Origin of the sequence: Adhaeribacter terrigena (assembly GCF_016623615.1) — a bacterium.
Lineage (GTDB): Bacteria > Bacteroidota > Bacteroidia > Cytophagales > Hymenobacteraceae > Adhaeribacter_A > Adhaeribacter_A terrigena.
Map to the genome: position 1 here is coordinate 102,126 of NZ_JAEHFX010000002.1, position 19,689 is coordinate 121,814.

Below are 19,689 nucleotides of genomic sequence, written 5' to 3' on the forward strand. Positions count from 1 at the left end.
AGCAAAGCAACCTTTGTTGTTTTTCCTGCGACCTGTGGTAAAGGCTTTTCAAACTTTTGCTGAAACGCGATGAAAAAAATCTACCTCTTTCTGCTTCTGAGTTTTTTATGCTTTTCCCATAGCGTTTTCGCGCAGACACCCACCTGGCAATGGGCACAGGCCGGTGCAGGCAATAATAGTGGTATGGAATCAAGGGGCACAGGTATAGATGCCGGCGGCAATATTTATGCGGCTATTTTGGGACTTACCACGGGTGGGGTTTCTTTCGGACCCATTAACCTGCCATCAGAATCCATGTATTTAGTGAAATACAACAAACATGGCCAGGTGAAATGGGCGAAAGCGATTGCTAATTGCAGGCCGAATGCGCTAAGCACAGACGCCGCCGGCAACAGTTATATTACCGGAGATTTTCTGGATTCGACTACAATTGGATCTACCACGCTGATCTGCAATGGGGTAAAAGATATTTTTGTAGCGAAGTTCGACAGTTCCGGCAATGCGTTATGGGCTAGAAGAGCCGGTGGCCCGGGCTTTCCGAGTTTGCCGTTTTACTATTCAGATGAAGATGTAGGAAAGGCAATTGCCGTAGATACTACCGGAAACTGTTACATAGGTGGCCATTTCTTTATCTCCAATTTTCAAACCAGCGCTCACAACTATGTTACCTTCGATACCATTACCTATTCTCTGCCCGCATCCTATAATAATTCCAGAAGATTTGGTTTCCTGGCTAAATACAATGCTGCCGGGCAAATTCAGTGGATGCGCCTGACAGAATGGTATAGGGGTTTTTTGGATGTGGCCGTTAGCAGGCAAGGTAATTTATTTGTATTAGGGGGAATTTACGATACCTTAACATTTAATAATTTGCCACCGCTAATCATTCGCGGTTCTGTTGATGGATATTATGCCCGGTTCGACCCGAACGGCAACCCCGTTTGGGCCAAAAGCTTCGGAAGCATCGATAGTGAAAATATGTGTGGTATTGCTGTAAATGACCAGGAGCAATGCTATATAACCGGTTATTTTGATGGTTCAACTATGCAAATTGGCAATTTCACGCTTACCGGCTCGCTGCAACGAGCAACAGCCTATCTAGCTAAAATAGATAATAGCGGCAACGTAGTCTGGGCTTCGCAAAACACCGGTTCAGGCTCTATGGGCGATACTGATATAGCCCTGGATTCTGCCGGAAATGCCTACGTAAGCGCCTGGTATAACGGAACAGTAAATATTGGACAGCAAGCGTTTAGAGCTAACACCCCTAGCGGTTCGACCTTAGTAAGTAAATGGAACAATTCAGGTATGCCTCTTTGGGCCGTTTCAACGCAAGGGCTTAGTTACGTTAGCAAAATTGCAATAGATAAAAATACAGGCGATGGCTACCTAAGCGGTGATTTCAATAAGGGTATCGGTTTTGGCTCGCATTATGTAAATGCTCCAGCCGGCGGGTTTTTCCTGGCAAAATTCAGCAGTAACCCAACCGGTATTTCTGAAGCTTTCAGCCACGAATTTTCCCTTTACCCGAACCCGGCGCAAAATATGCTGTTCCTAAACCTTCCGGAAGCAAAGGGAATTGTTCAAATCGAGTTAACAGATATGCAGGGCAAAACCGTGCTTTCCCGAAATCTTCAAGCCGGCAATGAAATGAAACTGGAGCTTTCTGAACTGGCCAAAGGCATGTATATGTTGCAGGCACAAACCGCTAAAAAGGTTTACCGAAAGAAAGTGCTGGTTGAGTAGGGGTTTTACCCAACCTAAACAGCAGGTCGCTGATAAAAAAATGGTAGGGTTTAAAGCCTGAAAACTAAAAAGTCCGGTTTTGCGAAAGCAGGCCGGACTTTTTTATGCTTAAAACATAGCGTTTGTTTTTTTGTTAAAGGAAGAATGCTAAACGGCATTGTTTCACCGGTAATATTTTAACCTTAAACGTTTTATACTATGAAAAAAGGAATGCTACTTACCCTTATTTTTTGTTTCATGGCGCTACAGTTTGCACGGGCCCAAAGCGAAAAGGATATTCCGGCCGCTGTAAAAAATGCCTTCACGGCCAAATACCCCAACATGAAAGTTACCGACTGGGACTGGGAAGAAGATAAAGATGCCTACGAAGCCGAGTTTATGATGAATAACCGGGAAAATGAAGCTTATTTTTCAGCTGACGGTACCTGGATGAAAACCAAAACCGATATGAAACGCGAGCAATTACCAACCGCCGTGAGCAAAGCCCTGACTTCCGGCGAATACAGCACCTGGAATATGAGCGATTTTGCCGAAATGGATACGCCGGAAGGCAAACGTTACAAAGTAAGAGCCCGCAAAGGTGTAGATTTTGTGTATCTGAAATACGATGCCAACGGAATGCTACTGGAAAAAAAAGATAAAAAAGACAAAGGTGGCATGAAGAAGTAATGCTGCTTCCGGAAAGTTTGTAAAAATAAAAAGCCGCCCGGCAGAAACAGGGCGGCTTTTTTATTCCGGTGCATAATATTTTTAGTGCAGCACTACAAAACGTTTCAGCAGCACGCTTTTTTCCTGTTCTATCTGCAGGAAGTACGTACCGTTCGGGTACTGGCTTACGTCAATGGCGTTAGCGGCTTCGGAAGCGGTCTGGTTGAAAACTTCGCGGCCGGCAAGATCGAGCACTTTTACGGTCTGCGGTTTTTCCGGGAAATCCAGATTCAAGCTGGCTGAAGCCGGACTAGGGAATACTTTAACCGCTGCCGCTTTATCTTCCTTGATGCCGGTGTTGGTTGCTGCCGGGGTTAAAACTTTGCTGGCCGTGTAAATATTATCGCCGCTGGTGGTATTGTTGCCGTTTGCCGCGTTGCCGGCCATGTAGAATGTAACCGGACCAACATTGGTAGCCGGCGCCAGCCAGGTAAAGGTCCAGGTATTGGTGGCGGAAGCGTTGCGGTGCGAAAGGTAGGTTTTAGCACCTTGCGTTTGCAAAGCGGTGTTAGTAGAACTTACCAGCATTATGGTGCCGGCCTGTTGATTGTTTGAGCGTAAAGCAACCAGTTCGAAGCCAAAGCGGGTTTTATTGGCATCGGTAACGCTGATCTGCATGGTGTAGGTAGCCCCGGGCGTATAATTGGCCGGCGGGTTTACCAGCGCAACCGAGCCGCCACCGGCGTTTACGGTGCCGGTATGGCAACCACTCATGGCGCAGGTCATTTCGCCGGGGGCACCGGCGTGGCCGGCCGGCGGACTGGAAGACGAAGATTTGCCGGTTAAATTAAAACCCAGCACCAATGCGGCCGCAGCCGAAGCAAGTATAAATTTTCTATTCATTGTATGGTAATTGCGGAATATAGAATACCAATAATATTTATTCTTCCTGGTTGAGGAAAGATATTTTTGGTAAACGTTCGTTTATTTCCGTGAAAGAAAATATATGCCCTAAGTTATTGATTTACATCGAATAGCTGTCCAATACTTTCCAGGAAATTTTGCCGCCTTCAACCGCATATTTTAAGATCAGGTTTCCGCCGTTGTGGCCGTCTTCAAAATAAGCCAGCGCGTAACGGTCGTTCAGAATCCGGATGTCGCGGATGGTCATGGTGCCGCCTACGGTGCCTTTAACCGGAATGAATTGCTGCTGCTTTTTCATCAGGTCGTTTTTCAGGTCGGCTTCCGGGTTACGTAAACCTTTTTTCTGCAAACGGTTCAGGTCAGCTTCGCTTAAACTTCCCAATTCATCCATAAACTGGGCGGAAGGCGGGGGCATGAGTTCAATGGTATCGGCCGATTGGGATGCATTCGGTGCGCCGGAAAGCTGCTTTTGCAGGGAATCTACCAGTTTATCCTGTTTATAGATCTTGGTATCGCGGTCCAGGATGCGCTGGTTTTGCAGGGCCAGTTCGCTTTTGGTGGTATCGAGCTGCCAGTAAAAGAAAATAGCCAGGAACGCAAAAGCAGCAATGAGGAGAATAAAAAGCAGGTTTTTCATACGTTGGGTAAGAGTTTTTTCGGGTAAAAATGATACCGTTTTTGGAAGGCCGAATTTAGGAAGAGTTTAATTAAACTGTTAGGCATGGCCAAAAAAAACTGCAATCCCTTAGGGTTTGATCAAAAGCCTTAACCTGCTGATCTCATAAGCTCTTGTTATTTATTCCAATTTATAAGAATATATTTGTGAAGTTCGATTTTACAAATTATACTACTATTGGAAGGCATTGCTATAATAAATATGGAAACAAGAACAGTGATACTGGCAATTGTCTTAACTACAATTTTTACCAACCTTTTCCGATCTGTAAGTGCACAATCTGCTCCCGCGGTAAAATGGCAGAAAGTTTATGGTGGGCTTTATCAGGATGAATTACAATGTGTAGAACCAACCTTGGATGGAGGTTTTCTTTTAGGTGGACATTCTGAATCTGATATTAGTGGCAATAAATCTGAAAATTCCCGGGGAGGTTTAGATTTCTGGATCGTTAAAGTAGATTCGCTTGGAAATGTTCTTTGGGACAAAACCTATGGAGGAAACAGGGACGATTTGCTGTATGTATTGAAACCTACTTTAGATGGCGGTTATATTGGAGGCGGCTGGTCTGGTTCAGACCTTTCGGGTGATAGAACTGGTTCGGAAAGAGGCGGCTACGACATGTGGGTAATAAAACTGGATGGAAATGGCAATAAAGTTTGGGATAAAGTTTTTGGCGGAGCAAGTACCGATGTACTGGAAAAGCTTTTACCAACAGCTGATGGGGGTTTTTTATTAGGTGGCAGTTCAAGGTCTTCCGTTAATGGAGATAAAAGTCAGCCTTCAAAAGGCTTAAACGATTTCTGGCTGATTAAAATAGATGCAACCGGCAACAAGCTTTGGGATAAGGTTATTGGCGGCGATAACCAGGATCATCTCTTTTCCATGAGCCAAACCTCCGATGGTGGATATATATTGGGAGGCAATTCGAATTCTGGAATAAGTGGCGATAAAAATCAAAAGAATCAGGGAGAAAATGATGTTTGGATAGTGAAGACAGATGCCAGCGGAAACGTAATCTGGGATAAAACATTTGGCGGTAAATTAGACGAGCATCTTTTTGCGGTGCAGGAAACGCCGGAAGGTGATTTTATTTTAGGTTGTAATTCAAGGTCTCCGGCATCCGGCGATAAAACCGAAGAAAGTCGGGGTAACCAAGATTTTTGGGTGATTAAAACCGATGCTTTTGGCAATAAAATATGGGATAGGACTTTTGGCGGACCAGAAGGTGAAAGCCTTTTAAGTCTAATTGTCACTTCTGATGGGAATTACCTGCTTGGCGGCGGATCTGCATCAGGAATTAGTAGTGATAAATCGGCTCCAGCCATGGGTTTTTATGATTATTGGGTAATAAAGGTTGATAAAGCTGGAAATAAGATATGGGATAAAACCTTGGGTGGCTCCGGAGGGGAAACAATTAACGGGTTATTACAAACTGCCAATGGTAGCTATATTTTGGCAGGAAGCTCTTATACCGATTTAAGCCCAGATAAAACCGTTGCTTCAAAAGGAGGTTTTGATTTCTGGTTGATAAAATTAGCTCCCGATGGATTAACTGAAAAAGATTTTATTATTCAGCTTTTTCCAAATCCTAGTGGTGGCAATTTTAATTTAAAAGTAACAGGAATTGAAAGTGTAGAAGCCAGGTTAACCATATTTGATTTTCTGGGACGTGAGCAATATAGAAAATCGCTGCAAGTAAAAAATAAACGAATATCCGAAAAAATTCAAATATCAACAGGCAAAGGAATTTATTTGTTGCAATTAAAAGATGGGAATCGGGTTCAGACTCGGAAGCTTGTAGTTGAATAAAATTACTCAGTTCCTGAATTAAGTGTAAACTGTACCATACAAAAAAGTCCCGAATTGCTCCGGGACTTTTCTGTATCAAAACGCTATGGTTTTAGCGCTAAAAACTAGATCGTGGTGTTCATATCGAACGCTTCTAAATAATCAGCAACCTTGCGAACGAACATACCACCCAAAGAACCATCTACCACGCGGTGGTCGTAAGAGTGGCTCAGGAACATGAACTGACGAATTCCGATCAGGTCACCTTGCTCAGTTTCGATTACGGCTGGTTTCTTCTTGATCGCGCCTACGGCCATAATGGCAACCTGCGGCTGCATGATGATCGGCGTGCCCATTACGTTACCGAAAGAACCTACATTCGAAACGGTATAGGTTGGGTCAGCAAGATCGGCTGGGGTAAGTTTGTTTAAACGCGCGCGGTTGGCCAGGTCGTTCACCCGTTTGGTAATACCGTTCAGGTTCATCTGGTCGGCGTTATGAATTACCGGCACAATTAAGTTTCCGCTCGGCAAGGCTACAGCCACACCAATGTTTATGTTCTTTTTCTTGATAATGCGGTCGCCGTCTACGCTTACGTTGATCATCGGAAAATCTTTGATCGCTTTCACAATCGCTTCGATGATGATCGGGGTGAAGGTCAGGTTTTCGCCTTCGCGTTTTTTATAGCTGTCCTTCACTTTGTTGCGCCAGTTCACGATGTTGGTCATGTCGGCTTCCACGAAAGAAGTAACGTGCGGAGAAATGCGTTTGCTGTCTACCATGCGCTGCGCGATCATTTTGCGCATGCGGTCCATTTCGATAATCTCTACGTCGCCGGAGTAAGAAGCAGCAGGGGCTGCAGCAGCTTGCGTGGCTGGTGCAGCAGCAACCGGAGCAGCAGCCTGTACCGGAGCGGCCTGCGGTGCAGGAGCGTGGGTAGCCGTGCCGTTAACCTGCGGCGCATTGCCACGGTTAGAAACGTAATCCAGGATGTCTTTTTTGCTTACGCGGCCTTCTTTGCCGGTGCCCGGAATGTATTCCAGTTCCTGCATCGAAATGCCTTCTTCGCGGGCAATGTTCAATACCAAAGGCGAATAGAAACGGCCTTCGGCTGGTTTGTCTAATTTAACGGTAGCCGTTCCGCCGGAAACTGAAGCCATGGCCGGAGCAGCGGCAGGAGCAGCGGCAGGAGCAGATGCCGTTTGGGTTGGTGCCGGAGTTGCAGCCGCAGCCGGAGCAGCCGAAGCTTGTCCGTTGTCGCCGCCGGTGCTGATGATGGCAATTGGTTTACCAACGGCAACCACTTCGCCTTCCTGCGCCAGAATTTCTTTTAATACACCTGCCTGAATGGCCGGCACTTCGGTATCTACTTTATCGGTTGCAACCTCCAGTACCGATTCGTCCTGCTCGATGGTGTCGCCAACCTGCTTTAACCATTTCAGAACCGTACCTTCCATGATACTCTCGCCCATTTTGGGCATCAGCATTTCTACAAGTGCCATATGTTTTTGTTATTCGTTTGTCGTTATTCGTTGTTCGAATGTGTTCAAAAGCTGCCGCAAAGGTAATGATTTTAGCTAATTAACCGCAGGTTCGCAGGTTCGAATTTTCGATTTTTAGCTTGTACAGTATTCGATTATTCTGGCTTTGGTTTTTAGGTTGAAGAGGATAGCGTTTTGGTTTGGTTGAAACCGGGAATTGAACTTAAAGTTTTTCAGGCTAAAAGCATAGCGTTTTGGATGGGGAAATTCTAATTGCTGCATTAAAGTGCGGTCCTGAATTGATGCTTTGAAATTTCTTCTCTAAGTTCCATTTTGAGCGTTAGCATATGGCTCTACACATTATTTGTTGGTGAACTTGCAGCATTTAAACTTCTACAACCGGAATCGCTATGGTTTTACTTCTTATGGATATAACCATAGCGTTTTTTCTTTACCTTTAACAAATGATACTGCTGCTATGAAAAAGATCCTTCTACTGCTTTGTTGTTTAAACTTCCTGACTCTTGTAAAAGCTCAGCAACTGGTGCAGGAGCGGCTGTATAAAATAGGAAATAGTAATAAAGGTCTTGTTGCTAGCAGTCTCACCCGTGAAGGGAATGTAGTTATCACGGGCAGTTATACTTTTAATCCCGGCTACCAAAGCATATTCACTTTAGTTAAACCGAATACCGATACTCTGTGGATGCGTCTAGGGCCACTAATTGCATTAGGTGGGATAGGCATAAAACAAACCATAAATAGTGGCTATGTCGTTTATACTACTAAAGTTAATACTTCGCCAACTACATCCGGAACAGCATTATTAAAGTATGATGGCAACGGTATGCTTAAACAGGTAATACCTTATGCCATTAATACCTTTGATAGTGGCCATTTAATCCTATTAGCTCCTGATAGTGGCTATTACCTTGGCGGAAATAATATTATTGCCGGTAAGAACAACCGTTTTACCTTAGGGCGCACTGATAGCCTGGGAAATTTGAAATGGCGCAAAGGCTATGCCTGGAGCAATGGAGATTTTTTAGCTGATATGCAGCATACGCTGAATGGCAACATTATTATGTACGGCATTACGGGCGCGTCGCAGCGGCTGAAGCTGCTGCTGGTCAATCAGCAGGGGGATTCCGTGCTGGGGAGGATACTTTCCATAATAGGTTCAAATCGAGTCGAACGAGTTAGCTCTGCAATTAGTAGCGTTACGCCTTTATTGGATGGTGGTTTTTTACTGGCTGCTGAGATCGATACAACTGTAACAGGAGGGCCATCGAAATTAGGGATGGTGGTAAAAGTAAATGCGAGCCTGCAGCCGGTGTGGCATTACATTAACCGCTCCGTGACTGACAACGTTTTTTTCACCCGCTCCCGCGAGCTTACCGACGGCAGCATGGTAGTGTTGGGATTCGAGCGGAAAGGGACTGGCAGCATGCCCGGCGATAAGTTTTTCCTTTACCGCTTCAACCCTACTGGTTCTTTGCTGAACATATATACCTTTACCAGTACTATAGCTACCCAGGTTCAAACCACTACCTTAGAAGCCTTGCCTGACAGCAGTTTTATTATTGGGGGAAATGGAGTGGTTACACCTGCTCCTAACCTGAGTGCCGGCTTCTATGTAGCGAAAGTGAAGATTGCGGGTTTAGCGCCAGCCTTGCCTTTGCCTGGTCCTATAAAAGTAACAGGAACCAAAGAAGATGCATTTTTAGCCGGAACTACTTTAGGCCAAAGCTATCCAAACCCTACAGCTGCCGAAGCCATTATTTCTTATTCATTGCCAAAGAATTACACCAAAGCGCGAATTATGATCCGGGAAATTGCTACAGGTCGAGAGATCAAGGATTTTGAATTGAAAAGAAATACCAGCAGCTTAACAGTTGATTTAAGCGGCCTGAGCAATGGTTTGTATCTATACAGCCTGGTGGTGGATGATAAACCAGTGGCTACGAAGAAACTGGCCGTGATAAAGTAACTTCAGACTTTTTTGAGCTAAAAGGATAGCGTTTTCTAAGCTTTGTAGCGTAGGGTTTAAACCCTACGCTACAAAGTTTTCAAAAATCGAAAATTCGAACATTCTAAAATTTGAACCTACCAACCTATGGTAAACTCTGGCGCACCAGATTCAGCAAGGTCATGGCAGTGAATTCGATGTTCAGTTCGCGGTCTTTGTTGAAGAAAAGTTTTTTGCTGATGGTTTTAGTGGCGTCGGCGTAGGCAATGCAGAGCGTGCCTACAGGTTTTTCTTCGGTGCCGCCGCCCGGGCCGGCAATGCCGCTGGTGGCAATGCCCACGTCGGTGCCCATAATTTTACGCACGTTTTCGGCCATTTCGCGCACCACGGCTTCGCTTACGGCGCCGTATTGTTCAATGGTTTCGGGTTTAACCTGCAGCTGTTTGATCTTTACGTCGTTGTCGTAGGCAATAATGCTGCCCATGTAATACATCGAGCTGCCCGGAATGCTGGTTAATTTATGCGCCACGTGGCCCCCGGTGCAGCTTTCGGCCGTAGAAATGGTCAGGCTGCGGGCATTGAGCAACATGCCTATGGTTTCCTCTAAGGTTACTTCGCCGTAGGCATAAATGAATTTGGAGATGAGGGTAGAAACCGCGCTTAATTCTTTTAAAAGCTGATCTTCCAGTTCGTCGGGATCAGTGCCGTGGCCAGTTAACCGTAAACGTACGCCCGCCAGGTGCGGTAAATAAGCCAGTTTAATGTGCGGCGGCAAAGCGTCTTCCCAGTCGGAAAGTTGTTCGGCCAGGAAAGATTCGCCGATGCCGATGGTCTGGATCACCTTGTGAATGATAACCGGAAATTCGAACGCGGCTTGAATTCTGGGAATAACCATTTCGGTCATCATGTGCATCATTTCGTAAGGCACGCCAGGCATGGAAACAATGATCTTCCCGTTATGCTCGAACCACATGCCCGGCGCCGTTCCGATCGGGTTGCGGATGGGGGTGCAGTTTTCCGGTAGAAAAGCCTGCTGACGGTTGGCTTCGGTTAGTTCGCGGCCGCGCTTCTGAAACAGATCGGTTACATCTTCTAAAGATTGCGGATCTAATTTTAAGCCGCAGCCAAAGTATTCGGCCAGCGTTTTTTTGGTTATATCGTCGCGGGTAGGGCCCAGGCCGCCGGTAATCAAAATCAGGTCGGCGCGGGTTTGGGCATCGATTACAGCCTGGGTAATGGCTGCGGCCTCGTCGGCGATGGACGAAATTTGCTTCACGCGCACCCCGATCTTGCCCAGTTCCGTACCCAACCAGGCCGAATTGGTATCTACGATCTGTCCGTACAGGATCTCGTCGCCAATGGTAATAATTTCAGCTAATACCGGTTTCATAATCTGGCAGGGTTTATGCAAAGCTTTGCGTAATATTGTGCATCAAAGTTAATGACCTGAATACGTATGAAAAAGTTAAGTTTCTATAGTTTTGCAATTTTTTTCACTTTTCTTACTTCCTGTGCTTCCGCGCAGTTCAAATTACCAAAAGTAAACCTGCCCAAACCCCCAGCTTCCACGGGCATAAACACCTCGGGTAAACCTTCCGATACCGAAGTAGCCAACGGCCTGAAAGAAGCCCTGATCCAGGGAACGACCAAAGGCACCGCGCAGGCTTCGCAAACCAATGGTTATTACGGTAATTCGCTCATTCGTATTCCTTTTCCAGCGGAAATTAAAAAAGTAGAAACCACGCTCCGCAACGTGGGCATGGGCCAGGAAGTAGATAAGTTTGTGTTAAGCCTGAACCGCGCCGCCGAAGATGCTGCCATCAGTGCCAAACCGATCTTTATTTCTGCCATTAAAAGCCTCACCATTAAAGACGTATGGAATATTTTGACCGGCGAAAAAGATGCCGCTACCCAATATTTAAAGCGCACCACTTCCGCGCAGCTCACTACTTCGTTCAAGCCAATCATACAGAAAAGCCTCGACAAGGTGAATGCCACCAAATATTACGGCACCATTATTACGAGCTACAATAAAATTCCGCTGGTACAGAAAGTAAACCCCGACCTAAACGCCTACGCTACCGACAAAGCCATTACCGGTTTGTTTACCCTCGTTGCCCAGGAAGAAGCCAACATCCGCGAAAACCCTATAGCCCGTACTACCGATCTTTTGAAACGCGTTTTTGGCTACAAAGGCTGATTTTAATTAGAAATTAGAAATTTCCGGAAGTAAACCGGTGAGACTTTAAAGTCCTCACCGGTTTTTTTTTTGTGCCCGAAAACGGTAGGGTTTTGGCCTGAAAAACTGCTGCCCATAATTCAGGAACGAGCAATTTCGTTATTCATTTCTTCAATAAGTTCTTCTTCAAAAATCCCCACATGCACTCCTTCAATAATACTATCATTTACTGATTCCCAACCCCAAAATGCTATGGTTTCAGGCTGAAAAAGTGCCTGTGCCGAATTGTATTAAATCTTAGCAGGGTTATTTGCAGTAAAAGCTCCGGAAATTGATTTTTAAGTTATATCTGTTTTACACCCGGGCATGGAAGAAATATTTGAGTGGCGGCGCATTTTATTCAACGATCTGCCGGCGGTATTTTTACTGGAAGTAGCTTTCCGGACGGTGATCATGTTCATTTTTCTGGTGGTTACCTTGCGGGCTTCGGGAAAAAGAGGCGTAAAGCAGCTTTCTATTTACGAAGTCGTGATCATTGTAGCATTGGGTTCGGCGGCCGGCGACCCCATGTTTTACGAAGACGTGGGAATTGTGCCCGCGTTGCTGGTTTTCCTGATCGTGATCGGGCTGTACCGGCTGCTCACCTGGCTTGCCGGTCGCAATGAGTGGTTCGAAAGCAAAGTAGAAGGCGACCCGGTTTATTTGATCGAAGACGGAGAATTTGCCATCGATAAATTCAACCGCGAATCTTTAAGCCAAGATGAATTTTTCAGTGAGCTGCGGGTGGAACACGTGGAGCATCTGGGGCAGGTAAAGATAGCATTGCTGGAAACCAGCGGCGAAATGAGCATTTATTTTTACGAAGACCAGGACGTAAAGCCTGGTTTGCCCATTCTTCCGGCGCCATTCAGCCAAAAGCTTCGCCAGATTCCGGAAGCCGGCATCTATGCCTGCGCTTTTTGCGGCAACGTAGAAAAAATTCCGGCCGGCATAAACTCCTGCGACCGCTGCAACCGTGACCTCTGGGTAAAAGCCATCCAGACCCGCCGGATAGGCTGAGTTTAACCCCACCCCAGCCCTCCCCTAAAAACAGGGAGGGAGCTTTTTTCTCCTGTAGTACCGTCAGCTAAAGCAGAAGGAAATGATTTGAACACGATTTTTAGGATTGAAATGATGGACAGGATTTTTAACATCTGATTTCAAGCTTTCTGATTTCACTATATCGCCAGCGCAGCGTCTCCAGAAGATCACGTTATCCAGGAAACTAAACTAAAAAGAAGTTAGCTACAAAGGGAAACAGATACCAGTTTCTGTGAGAGCGGCCTCCAAGACTTCCGGTGCCACAGGCAGCCCGCTAGGGCAGGAAGGGTTGCAGCCGCGAACGCAGAAACGAAGCCACCCGGCTTGAGGGAAAAAGCTTGCTTGAAAGCAAAAGGGAATTAGTTAAAAAAAGAAGCAAGCTATGAAAACGCTATGGCTTTAACCTTAAAAACGCTCTACATCAAAACATAACTATTAAAAATATATAAAATACTATTTAAAAGCAGATAAAACCAATTTACGTCAGATTAGTATGTAAGATGTGCCACAGATAAATTCCTGAAAGCTATGAAAAAAATTTACGAAACCCCGTTCCGGCATTATCCCCTCGAAGATGCGCAAAGCCTCGAACCTTTATTGGCTGCCATCGGCGATGCCCGGTTCGTACTTTTAGGAGAAGCTTCGCATGGCACTTCGGAATATTATACCTGGCGTACGGCAATTTCCAAGCGCCTGATCCAGGAAAAAGGATTCAATTTTATTGCTGTAGAAGGTGATTGGCCCGATTCTTACCTGGTAAACCGCTACATAAAAGGTTATCCCGAGGGCAGTAATTCGGTTCAGAAACTTTTGCAGCATTTCAACCGCTGGCCTACCTGGATGTGGGGAAACTGGGAAGTTGCTGCCCTGGTAGAGTGGCTGAAAGAGCACAACGAAACGCAGCAGCTAGGCAAAAAAGCCGGTTTTTACGGCCTCGACGTGTATAGTTTATGGGAAAGCCTGGACGAAATTCTGACGTACCTGGAAAAGCGCGATCCCGATCTGATCGAATCAGCCCGCAAAGCCTTTAAATGTTTCGAGCCTTTTAATAATGATCCGGAAGAATATGCGCGCTCGGTTGCGTTTGTACCCGAAGATTGCGAATACGAAGTATTGGAGTTACTCAACCGCATCCGGGCCAAAGCGAGCGCATTTGAGCAGGATGCCGAAGCCCATTTCAATACCGAGCAAAATGCGCTGGTAACCGTGAACGCCGAAAAATATTACCGGGCCATGGTACGCGGCGGCTCCAGTTCCTGGAACGTGCGCGACGAACACATGATGGAAACCCTGAACCGGCTCATGGATTTTCACGGACCGGATTGTAAAGCTATCATCTGGGAACATAACACCCACATCGGCGATGCCCGCTTTACCGACATGGCCCGAAGCAGCATGGTAAATGTTGGGCAATTGGTGCGTGAGCAACACAGCCGGGAAAATTGTTTTTTAGTTGGTTTCGGTTCGTATAAAGGAAGCGTGATTGCCGGTAAAAACTGGGGAGCGCCTATGCAGAAAATGGACGTACCGGAAGCGGAAACAGGCAGCTGGGAGCATTATTTACACCAGATTAGCGAGATGGATAAACTGATTCTCTCGAGTGACATCCGCCATATTCCGGAGTTGCAGGATCCCATTGGACACCGTGCTATTGGCGTGGTATATAATCCAAAAACCGAACGTTTCGGTAATTATGTGCCTTCCGTAATTCCGGAACGCTACGATGCTTTCATGTTCCTGGACGAAACCGAAGCCGTACACCCGATCCTGACCCAGGTTGCCGGCAACACCCCGCCCGATATGTACCCGTGGACCTTTTAATGATAGAATGAGAGAATTATTGATTGAGAGAACGAGAGAATGAAAAGATTTAGTGAATCGAAGAAATCCCGAAAAGTAAATCAGGGAATAGCTTCTAAGTTTTTAAGGTTAAAATGATAGCGTTTTGCCATTGGAATTTGAACTTGAGGGAATTTCTAATACCTGGATTTTCTCATTCCTACATTCAATCATTCAATCATTCAATCATTCAATCATTCAATAACGCTCTCATTTAATCATTTCAAATGTCTGAATTTTAGGATGAGGTCGGTTTTGAGTTGATGCAGCGTGGCTTCCAGGCCAACCGGGTAAGTGTGCGGATTGAGGAAACGACGAATGCTGGGGTCTAAAGCCTGAAGCTGCTGCTGCGTGCGCTGCTGAATTTCCGGGAGGGCAGGCAAGCAGTAAACAAGTTGGCCATTTTTGAAAATTGGTTGGAGCAGATCTTCGGAAGGCGTTCCGGCAGCGATTGGTTTTTGTTTGGTAATGTCGAGCGGGTGCACAATTTTCAGGTTTTCCGGCAGGTTTTCGGCCTCGTTGTAGATCATGTCAGCCACAAATTTTCCGTGTCCATCCAGAAATCTTCTTACCTGCTGCACCCCCGGCGTAGAGGTTTTTACGAGTTGCTCCGAAAGTTTGAGTTTGTATTGCCATTGGCCCTTTTCGTCTTGCAAAGCTCCCAGTTTATACACACCGCCCAGCGCCGGCTGGTCGAAAGCAGTCACGAGTTGCGTGCCAATTCCCCAGGAATTTATTTTAGCGCCCTGCTGCTTTAAACTGGCGATCAGGTTTTCGTCGAGGTCGTTGCTGGCTACAATATTTACCTTCGGGAAACCGGCTTCGTCGAGTAGTTTCCGGGCTTCAATACTCAGGTACGCCAGGTCGCCGGAATCGAGGCGGATGCCGAACAATTCTGAACCGCTTTCGCGCATCTTCCGGGCTACTTTTATCGCATTTTTCACGCCTTCCAGGGTATCGAAAGTATCTACCAGGAAAACTGAATCGTGCGGGAAGGCTTCGGCATATTTTTCAAAGGCTTCTTCTTCGTTGGCAAAAGCCATTATCCAGCTGTGTGCGTGCGTGCCTTTCACCGGAATATCAAAAAGTTCGCCGGCCATTACGTTGGAAGTAGCTTTTACGCCGCCAATAAATGCTGCCCGGGTAGCGCTCAGCGAACCATCTACGCCCTGCGCCCGGCGCATGCCAAATTCCATTACCAGGTCACCTTGCGCAGCTTCGGTAATGCGGGCAGCTTTGGTGGCAATCAGGGTCTGGAAATTAAGGAAATTCAGCAAAGGAGTTTCAATGAGCTGCGCCTGCAACAAGGGGCCGGAAACGCGGATCAAAGGCTCATTCGGGAAAACCACGGTGCCTTCCGGAATGGCTTCCACGTTGCAGGTGAATCGTAAATTACGGAGGTAATCTATAAAATCGAGATCGAATAATTCGTCGCCTTTGGCATTGCGCAAACTGGTTAAATACTCGATGTCGTTATCCGAAAATTTCAGGTTCCGCAGAAAATGCACCGCGTATTCGAGGCCGGCGCAAACGGCATAACCGCCTTCAAACGGGTTTTTGCGGAAGTATAAATGAAAGACCGCCTGTTGTTCGGCGCGGCCGGATTTCCAGTAACCATAGGCCATGGTTAGCTGGTAAAGATCGGTAAGTAAACTAAGCGAAGTGCCGTAAAGGTTGCGGGTAAAATCCATGCGGAAAAGGTTGCTGCTGCTGCTTTAACGGCAAAGCTTCCGGAAGCGTTATAAACGGGCCGTTTCAGCCTTTTTCGGTTGAAAACCCTACCGTTTTTAGGGTCATTGGCACGCTTGAAAACTGTTATTTCCGGGGGTAAAAATACAGTTTTACGGCAGCGTTGGTAAAACCTTTTTCGCTTAAAGTAAAAAAGCCGGAGTTGTTATTGGCAAAGGCAACGGCTTCGCCCTGCGGCTCAATTTTATAGGGCACGGTTACGGGTGGCTGCTGCAGAAATTCCGCGAGCGACTCGCCGTTTTTTTGTTTGTAGTAATACAGTCCTGAATAAGTTTTCAGGATCGCTTCGGTGCCGCTTGGCGAAAGGGCTGCACTTACTACGCCGGTAAAGCTGATGGTGCCAACCAGTTCTGCAGTATCAATAGCAGTGTAATTGAATGGCGGCGTAATTTTATAAATGCGCGAAGGATCGTCTTGCTTGGTAATGATCAGGATGGCGTTGGTAATCGGGTCAATGAGCAACGCTTCGGCATCGTGCGAGCCATCCGGATAGCGGAAACGGATCTGCTTGAACGTAGAAACGGTATCGGTGCCGGGCGAAGGCTCGGGAAACTGGTATATGGTGTAAGAAGTTTGTTTTTTATTGTTGTCGCCAATGTCGGCCAGGAAAAGCTGGTTACCCGAAAGTGCGAGGTCTTCCCAATCGCGGTTTTTTATGCCTTTTAAATACACTTTTTTCGTAACGCTACCATCGTGCCTGATCAAATGCAATTCGGTTGGATTGCCGCTGTCTTCGTGCGCCCATAAATATCCCGGCGCCGTTTTGCTGTCGGCAATGCCAGACGTTTCTTCGATCATGGGGGTTAGCGCGGTGCTCTGCGGATCTGAGCTGAAAGGCGGAGCGTTTTCAGCTGGCACCGCATCGTCGTTTTTATTGCAGGCCGTGAAAAGTAGGATCAGGAAATAAAACGGGATTTTGAAAAGGCGTTTCATTGGGCAGGCAGGGTTTAGAGCGCGTAAGAAAAGTTTAAAAAGTTCTTACGAGGTTATATTAAACCTGTTATGGAATTGCCGGATAATTGGGTGAAATCTTTTGTTATTTTGGTGGGTTTATAGTTTTTGGAGTGAAAAGAATAGCATTTTGGAATTTTTGAAGAGGAAAGCTGCTCGTTAAAATGCTATGCTTTTATATTAAAAAAGTGCTTTAATTGTTTTGCAATTGTTATGCGGAGAGTTAGCGAAGAACTCTCAGCAAAAGGAGTTTCTTTTAATTTTTTTATCGTCTATTGTAGTGCCGTCTAACATCGTTATCACGCGCTATGTTGCCAAGCCCAAGTGTAAGCGTAAAATAGTAGTTGTAGGCTACTTCTGGTGAGTTAGGTAAAGTTGTTTTATTATTATTAATGTTCCAACGAACCCTTTCTAAAGGCAATAAATAACCAAATCTGAAATTTATTAAATAAAACATCTGGTGAGAAATTCCAATTCCTAAATCAAGATGTGCTTTTGAATTTGTAACTTCTTTGTACCTGAGGTTTGACTGTAAATAGTTTCCAAATGAAGTCGTGTCGGTAGCTTTTTCCCGGTACAAATAATTAAGCCCAACGCCTTTAAATCCAGTATAAGGATAAACTGAAAACCATGGGCTTTTTGTAAGGGAATAACCAAAATTAAACGAAGTCGAGCGATATTCTACTTCTGTCACAAAACTACTTTGGTCGTTTTTCTTTGTTGTTTGATTGTATGAAAAGGTGGTAATGCCCCTGTTCATATATAATTGTAATCCAATACCAACATTAGCAGTTGCATGATTTGCTTTAGGAAAACCATACTTGCTTAATTGTTGATCCAGTCCTTTAGTGTTAATAACAGGAAACTCGATTGGCATAATTAAAAAACCACCAAAAACGTTGTTCTTTGTTGAATCTTCCTGAGCAAATGCCTGCACTAAAAGCCCGAATAAGAGAATAAATAGTAAACCTGTATTTTTCATCTTCCTTGTTTTCAGGTGAAGCTAATCAGATGTTTACTCAAATATAACAAAGTTATTATTGTTGAAAACAGGAGAATCCGATCTGGCAGAACCTTAAAACGCTATGCTTTCCGCCTCAAAAACTACTGCTTCGCAACCGGATGGTAATCGGTAATATGCAAACGCTCGTCGGCGAAGCTGTATTCGTGGGAAATGTTGGAACCGATGATTACGATGCGGTCCTTTTTGTTGAGGTGGAGGTGTTCGAGGTACCAGTCAATGCCTTCCTGGTCCAGGTTGGTGGTTGGTTCGTCTAAAAGCAGGAGGGGAGCCTGGGTGTAAAGCGCCATTCCGAGTTTTAAACGCTGTTTCATGCCACTCGAAAAATCCTTCACGTACTTATCGCGGGATTTCTGCAAACGCATGCGCTCAATTAATTCCGGCACGGTAATGCTTTTCAGCTGCTTAAACTTGATGTGAAATTCCAGCACTTCGGTAAGCGTAAATTCTTCTACAGTTTCCAGATAAGGCGCCGCGTAAGACAAATACCGGTAAATTTCTTCTACCGGAACGGTATGGTTTTGAAGGGAAAAGGTAAGCTGGCCTTCGCTGGGCAGCAGAAAGCCGGAAATTGTATTAAGTAACGTAGATTTTCCGGAACCATTATGACCAAGAATTGCGTAGGTGTTGCCTGCGGTAAATTCGTAAGTCAGGTTCCGGAAGATCCATTCAAAATTGTAACGCTTTCCGAGACCGGTAAGCTTAACTTGCATCGCGGCCCTGTCCTTTAATTACGCCCCGTTCGGAGGTCCGGAAGAAGTTCAGGATCTCGTCGCGCTCCACGGTAGAAGGAATTTCCATTTCGATCTTTTCCAGCGCAGCCGAGTAATTCAAACCGTTCAGGAATAAGATGCGGTACACCTGCTGAATATCGTTGATCTGCTCGTTGGTGTAGCCGCGGCGGCGCAAACCAATAGAGTTGATACCGGCGTAAGAAAGCGGTTCGCGGGCAGCTTTAATGAAAGGCGGCACATCTTTACGCACCAGACTTCCACCCGAAACCATGGAATGCGCACCAATTTTTACGAACTGGTGGATGGCTGTGGCCCCGCCAATAAATACATGGTCCTGCACTTCAATGTGGCCGGCCAGCTGCACAGAGTTAGCAATAATTACATTGTTGCCAATAATGCAGTCGTGGGCAATGTGCACGTAAGCCATAACCAGACAATTATTGCCAACGGCGGTCGTATTTTTATCCAGAGCGGTTCCGCGGTTCATCGTTACGCACTCCCGGATAATGGTATTGTCGCCGATGGTAGCCGTAGAAGGTTCGCCCTGGTATTTTAAATCCTGCGGCGGCGCCGAAATTACCGCTCCCGGAAATATTTTGCAGTTCTTCCCGATCCGGGCACCTTCCATAATGGTTACGTTCGGGCCGATCCAGGTGCCTTCACCAATTTCAACGTCTTTGTAAATAGTGGTGAAAGGCTCTACCACCACGTTATGGGCAATTTTGGCCTCCGGATGAATATATGCTAACGGTTGAGTCATTAGACTTCTTTTTAATTAATAATTAAGAATTAATAATTAAGAATTAATAATTATTGGATTATCATTTACAGTGAATTCTATTCAGACTGTAATAAGAGACCAACCGTTGCGGAGAATCAGAAAATAAAAACGGTAGGTTTTTCAGTT

The 19,689-nt window shown here is 45.8% G+C and carries 16 protein-coding genes; 7 read left to right on the forward strand and 9 right to left on the reverse strand.

Features of this window, described 5'->3' with window-relative positions; all coding sequences use genetic code 11:
- The first annotated feature begins 69 nt into the window (after positions 1-69).
- Positions 70-1,746 carry a T9SS type A sorting domain-containing protein gene (locus I5M27_RS04505; RefSeq protein WP_200504944.1) on the forward strand — a complete coding sequence of 559 codons (1,677 nt, stop codon included), beginning with the start codon at positions 70-72 and terminating at the stop codon, positions 1,744-1,746.
- 198 nt (positions 1,747-1,944) lie between these two features.
- On the forward strand, positions 1,945-2,415 hold the full coding sequence (locus I5M27_RS04510; protein WP_200504945.1) for a PepSY-like domain-containing protein: 471 nt from the start codon (positions 1,945-1,947) through the stop codon (positions 2,413-2,415).
- Between the two features lie 81 nt (positions 2,416-2,496).
- On the opposite strand, the gene I5M27_RS04515 is transcribed toward I5M27_RS04510, so the two are convergent.
- Positions 2,497-3,297 (reverse strand): choice-of-anchor V domain-containing protein, encoded by an 801-nt coding sequence (locus I5M27_RS04515; RefSeq protein WP_200504949.1) that lies wholly within the window; start codon positions 3,295-3,297, stop codon positions 2,497-2,499.
- Between the two features lie 121 nt (positions 3,298-3,418).
- Positions 3,419-3,955 (reverse strand): hypothetical protein, encoded by a 537-nt coding sequence (locus I5M27_RS04520; RefSeq protein WP_200504951.1) that lies wholly within the window; start codon positions 3,953-3,955, stop codon positions 3,419-3,421.
- A gap of 240 nt (positions 3,956-4,195) precedes the next feature.
- Between I5M27_RS04520 and I5M27_RS04525 the strand changes: the two genes are divergently transcribed.
- Entirely contained in the window at positions 4,196-5,803 is a 1,608-nt protein-coding gene (locus I5M27_RS04525) for a T9SS type A sorting domain-containing protein (protein WP_200504952.1), read from the forward strand.
- Positions 5,804-5,907: 104 nt separating this feature from the next.
- Here I5M27_RS04525 and I5M27_RS04530 read toward each other — a convergent pair whose 3' ends face one another.
- Positions 5,908-7,284 (reverse strand): dihydrolipoamide acetyltransferase family protein, encoded by a 1,377-nt coding sequence (locus I5M27_RS04530; RefSeq protein ID WP_200504954.1) that lies wholly within the window; start codon positions 7,282-7,284, stop codon positions 5,908-5,910.
- A gap of 457 nt (positions 7,285-7,741) precedes the next feature.
- On the opposite strand from I5M27_RS04530, the gene I5M27_RS04535 reads away from it, so the two are divergent.
- Complete coding sequence (locus tag I5M27_RS04535; RefSeq protein ID WP_200504956.1) at positions 7,742-9,250, forward strand: T9SS type A sorting domain-containing protein; 1,509 nt, start codon at positions 7,742-7,744, stop codon at positions 9,248-9,250.
- A gap of 124 nt (positions 9,251-9,374) precedes the next feature.
- Here I5M27_RS04535 and I5M27_RS04540 read toward each other — a convergent pair whose 3' ends face one another.
- On the reverse strand, positions 9,375-10,619 hold the full coding sequence (locus I5M27_RS04540) for a competence/damage-inducible protein A (RefSeq protein WP_200504961.1): 1,245 nt from the start codon (positions 10,617-10,619) through the stop codon (positions 9,375-9,377).
- A 66-nt stretch (positions 10,620-10,685) separates the two neighbouring features.
- Here I5M27_RS04540 and I5M27_RS04545 point away from each other — a divergent pair, with 66 nt between their 5' ends.
- The 3 genes from I5M27_RS04545 to I5M27_RS04555 all read left to right on the forward strand — a co-directional run bounded on the left by I5M27_RS04545 (position 10,686) and on the right by I5M27_RS04555 (position 14,309).
- Positions 10,686-11,429: a DUF4197 domain-containing protein gene (locus I5M27_RS04545; protein ID WP_200504963.1), complete on the forward strand. Its 744-nt coding sequence runs from the start codon at positions 10,686-10,688 to the stop codon at positions 11,427-11,429.
- A gap of 345 nt (positions 11,430-11,774) precedes the next feature.
- On the forward strand, positions 11,775-12,467 hold the full coding sequence (locus I5M27_RS04550) for a DUF421 domain-containing protein (protein WP_200504964.1): 693 nt from the start codon (positions 11,775-11,777) through the stop codon (positions 12,465-12,467).
- A gap of 549 nt (positions 12,468-13,016) precedes the next feature.
- Entirely contained in the window at positions 13,017-14,309 is a 1,293-nt protein-coding gene (locus tag I5M27_RS04555; RefSeq protein ID WP_200504965.1) for an erythromycin esterase family protein, read from the forward strand.
- Between the two features lie 236 nt (positions 14,310-14,545).
- On the opposite strand, the gene I5M27_RS04560 is transcribed toward I5M27_RS04555, so the two are convergent.
- From I5M27_RS04560 to lpxA, 5 genes are all read right to left on the reverse strand, one after another.
- Entirely contained in the window at positions 14,546-16,018 is a 1,473-nt protein-coding gene (locus tag I5M27_RS04560; RefSeq protein WP_200504967.1) for a nicotinate phosphoribosyltransferase, read from the reverse strand.
- A 124-nt stretch (positions 16,019-16,142) separates the two neighbouring features.
- Positions 16,143-17,009, reverse strand: coding sequence for a hypothetical protein (locus I5M27_RS04565; RefSeq protein WP_200504969.1), 867 nt, complete (start codon positions 17,007-17,009; stop codon positions 16,143-16,145).
- Between the two features lie 283 nt (positions 17,010-17,292).
- The gene (locus I5M27_RS04570) at positions 17,293-18,009 is read right to left on the reverse strand and encodes an outer membrane beta-barrel protein (protein ID WP_200504970.1); all 717 of its coding nucleotides are present in this window, start codon (positions 18,007-18,009) and stop codon (positions 17,293-17,295) included.
- A 122-nt stretch (positions 18,010-18,131) separates the two neighbouring features.
- Positions 18,132-18,761, reverse strand: a complete 630-nt coding sequence (locus tag I5M27_RS04575; protein WP_200504972.1) for an ABC transporter ATP-binding protein — start codon at positions 18,759-18,761, stop codon at positions 18,132-18,134.
- Positions 18,751-19,542, reverse strand: coding sequence for an acyl-ACP--UDP-N-acetylglucosamine O-acyltransferase (gene lpxA / locus I5M27_RS04580; protein ID WP_200504974.1), 792 nt, complete (start codon positions 19,540-19,542; stop codon positions 18,751-18,753). Before lpxA ends, I5M27_RS04575 begins: the two co-directional genes overlap by 11 nt.
- Between the last annotated feature and the right edge of the window lie 147 nt (positions 19,543-19,689).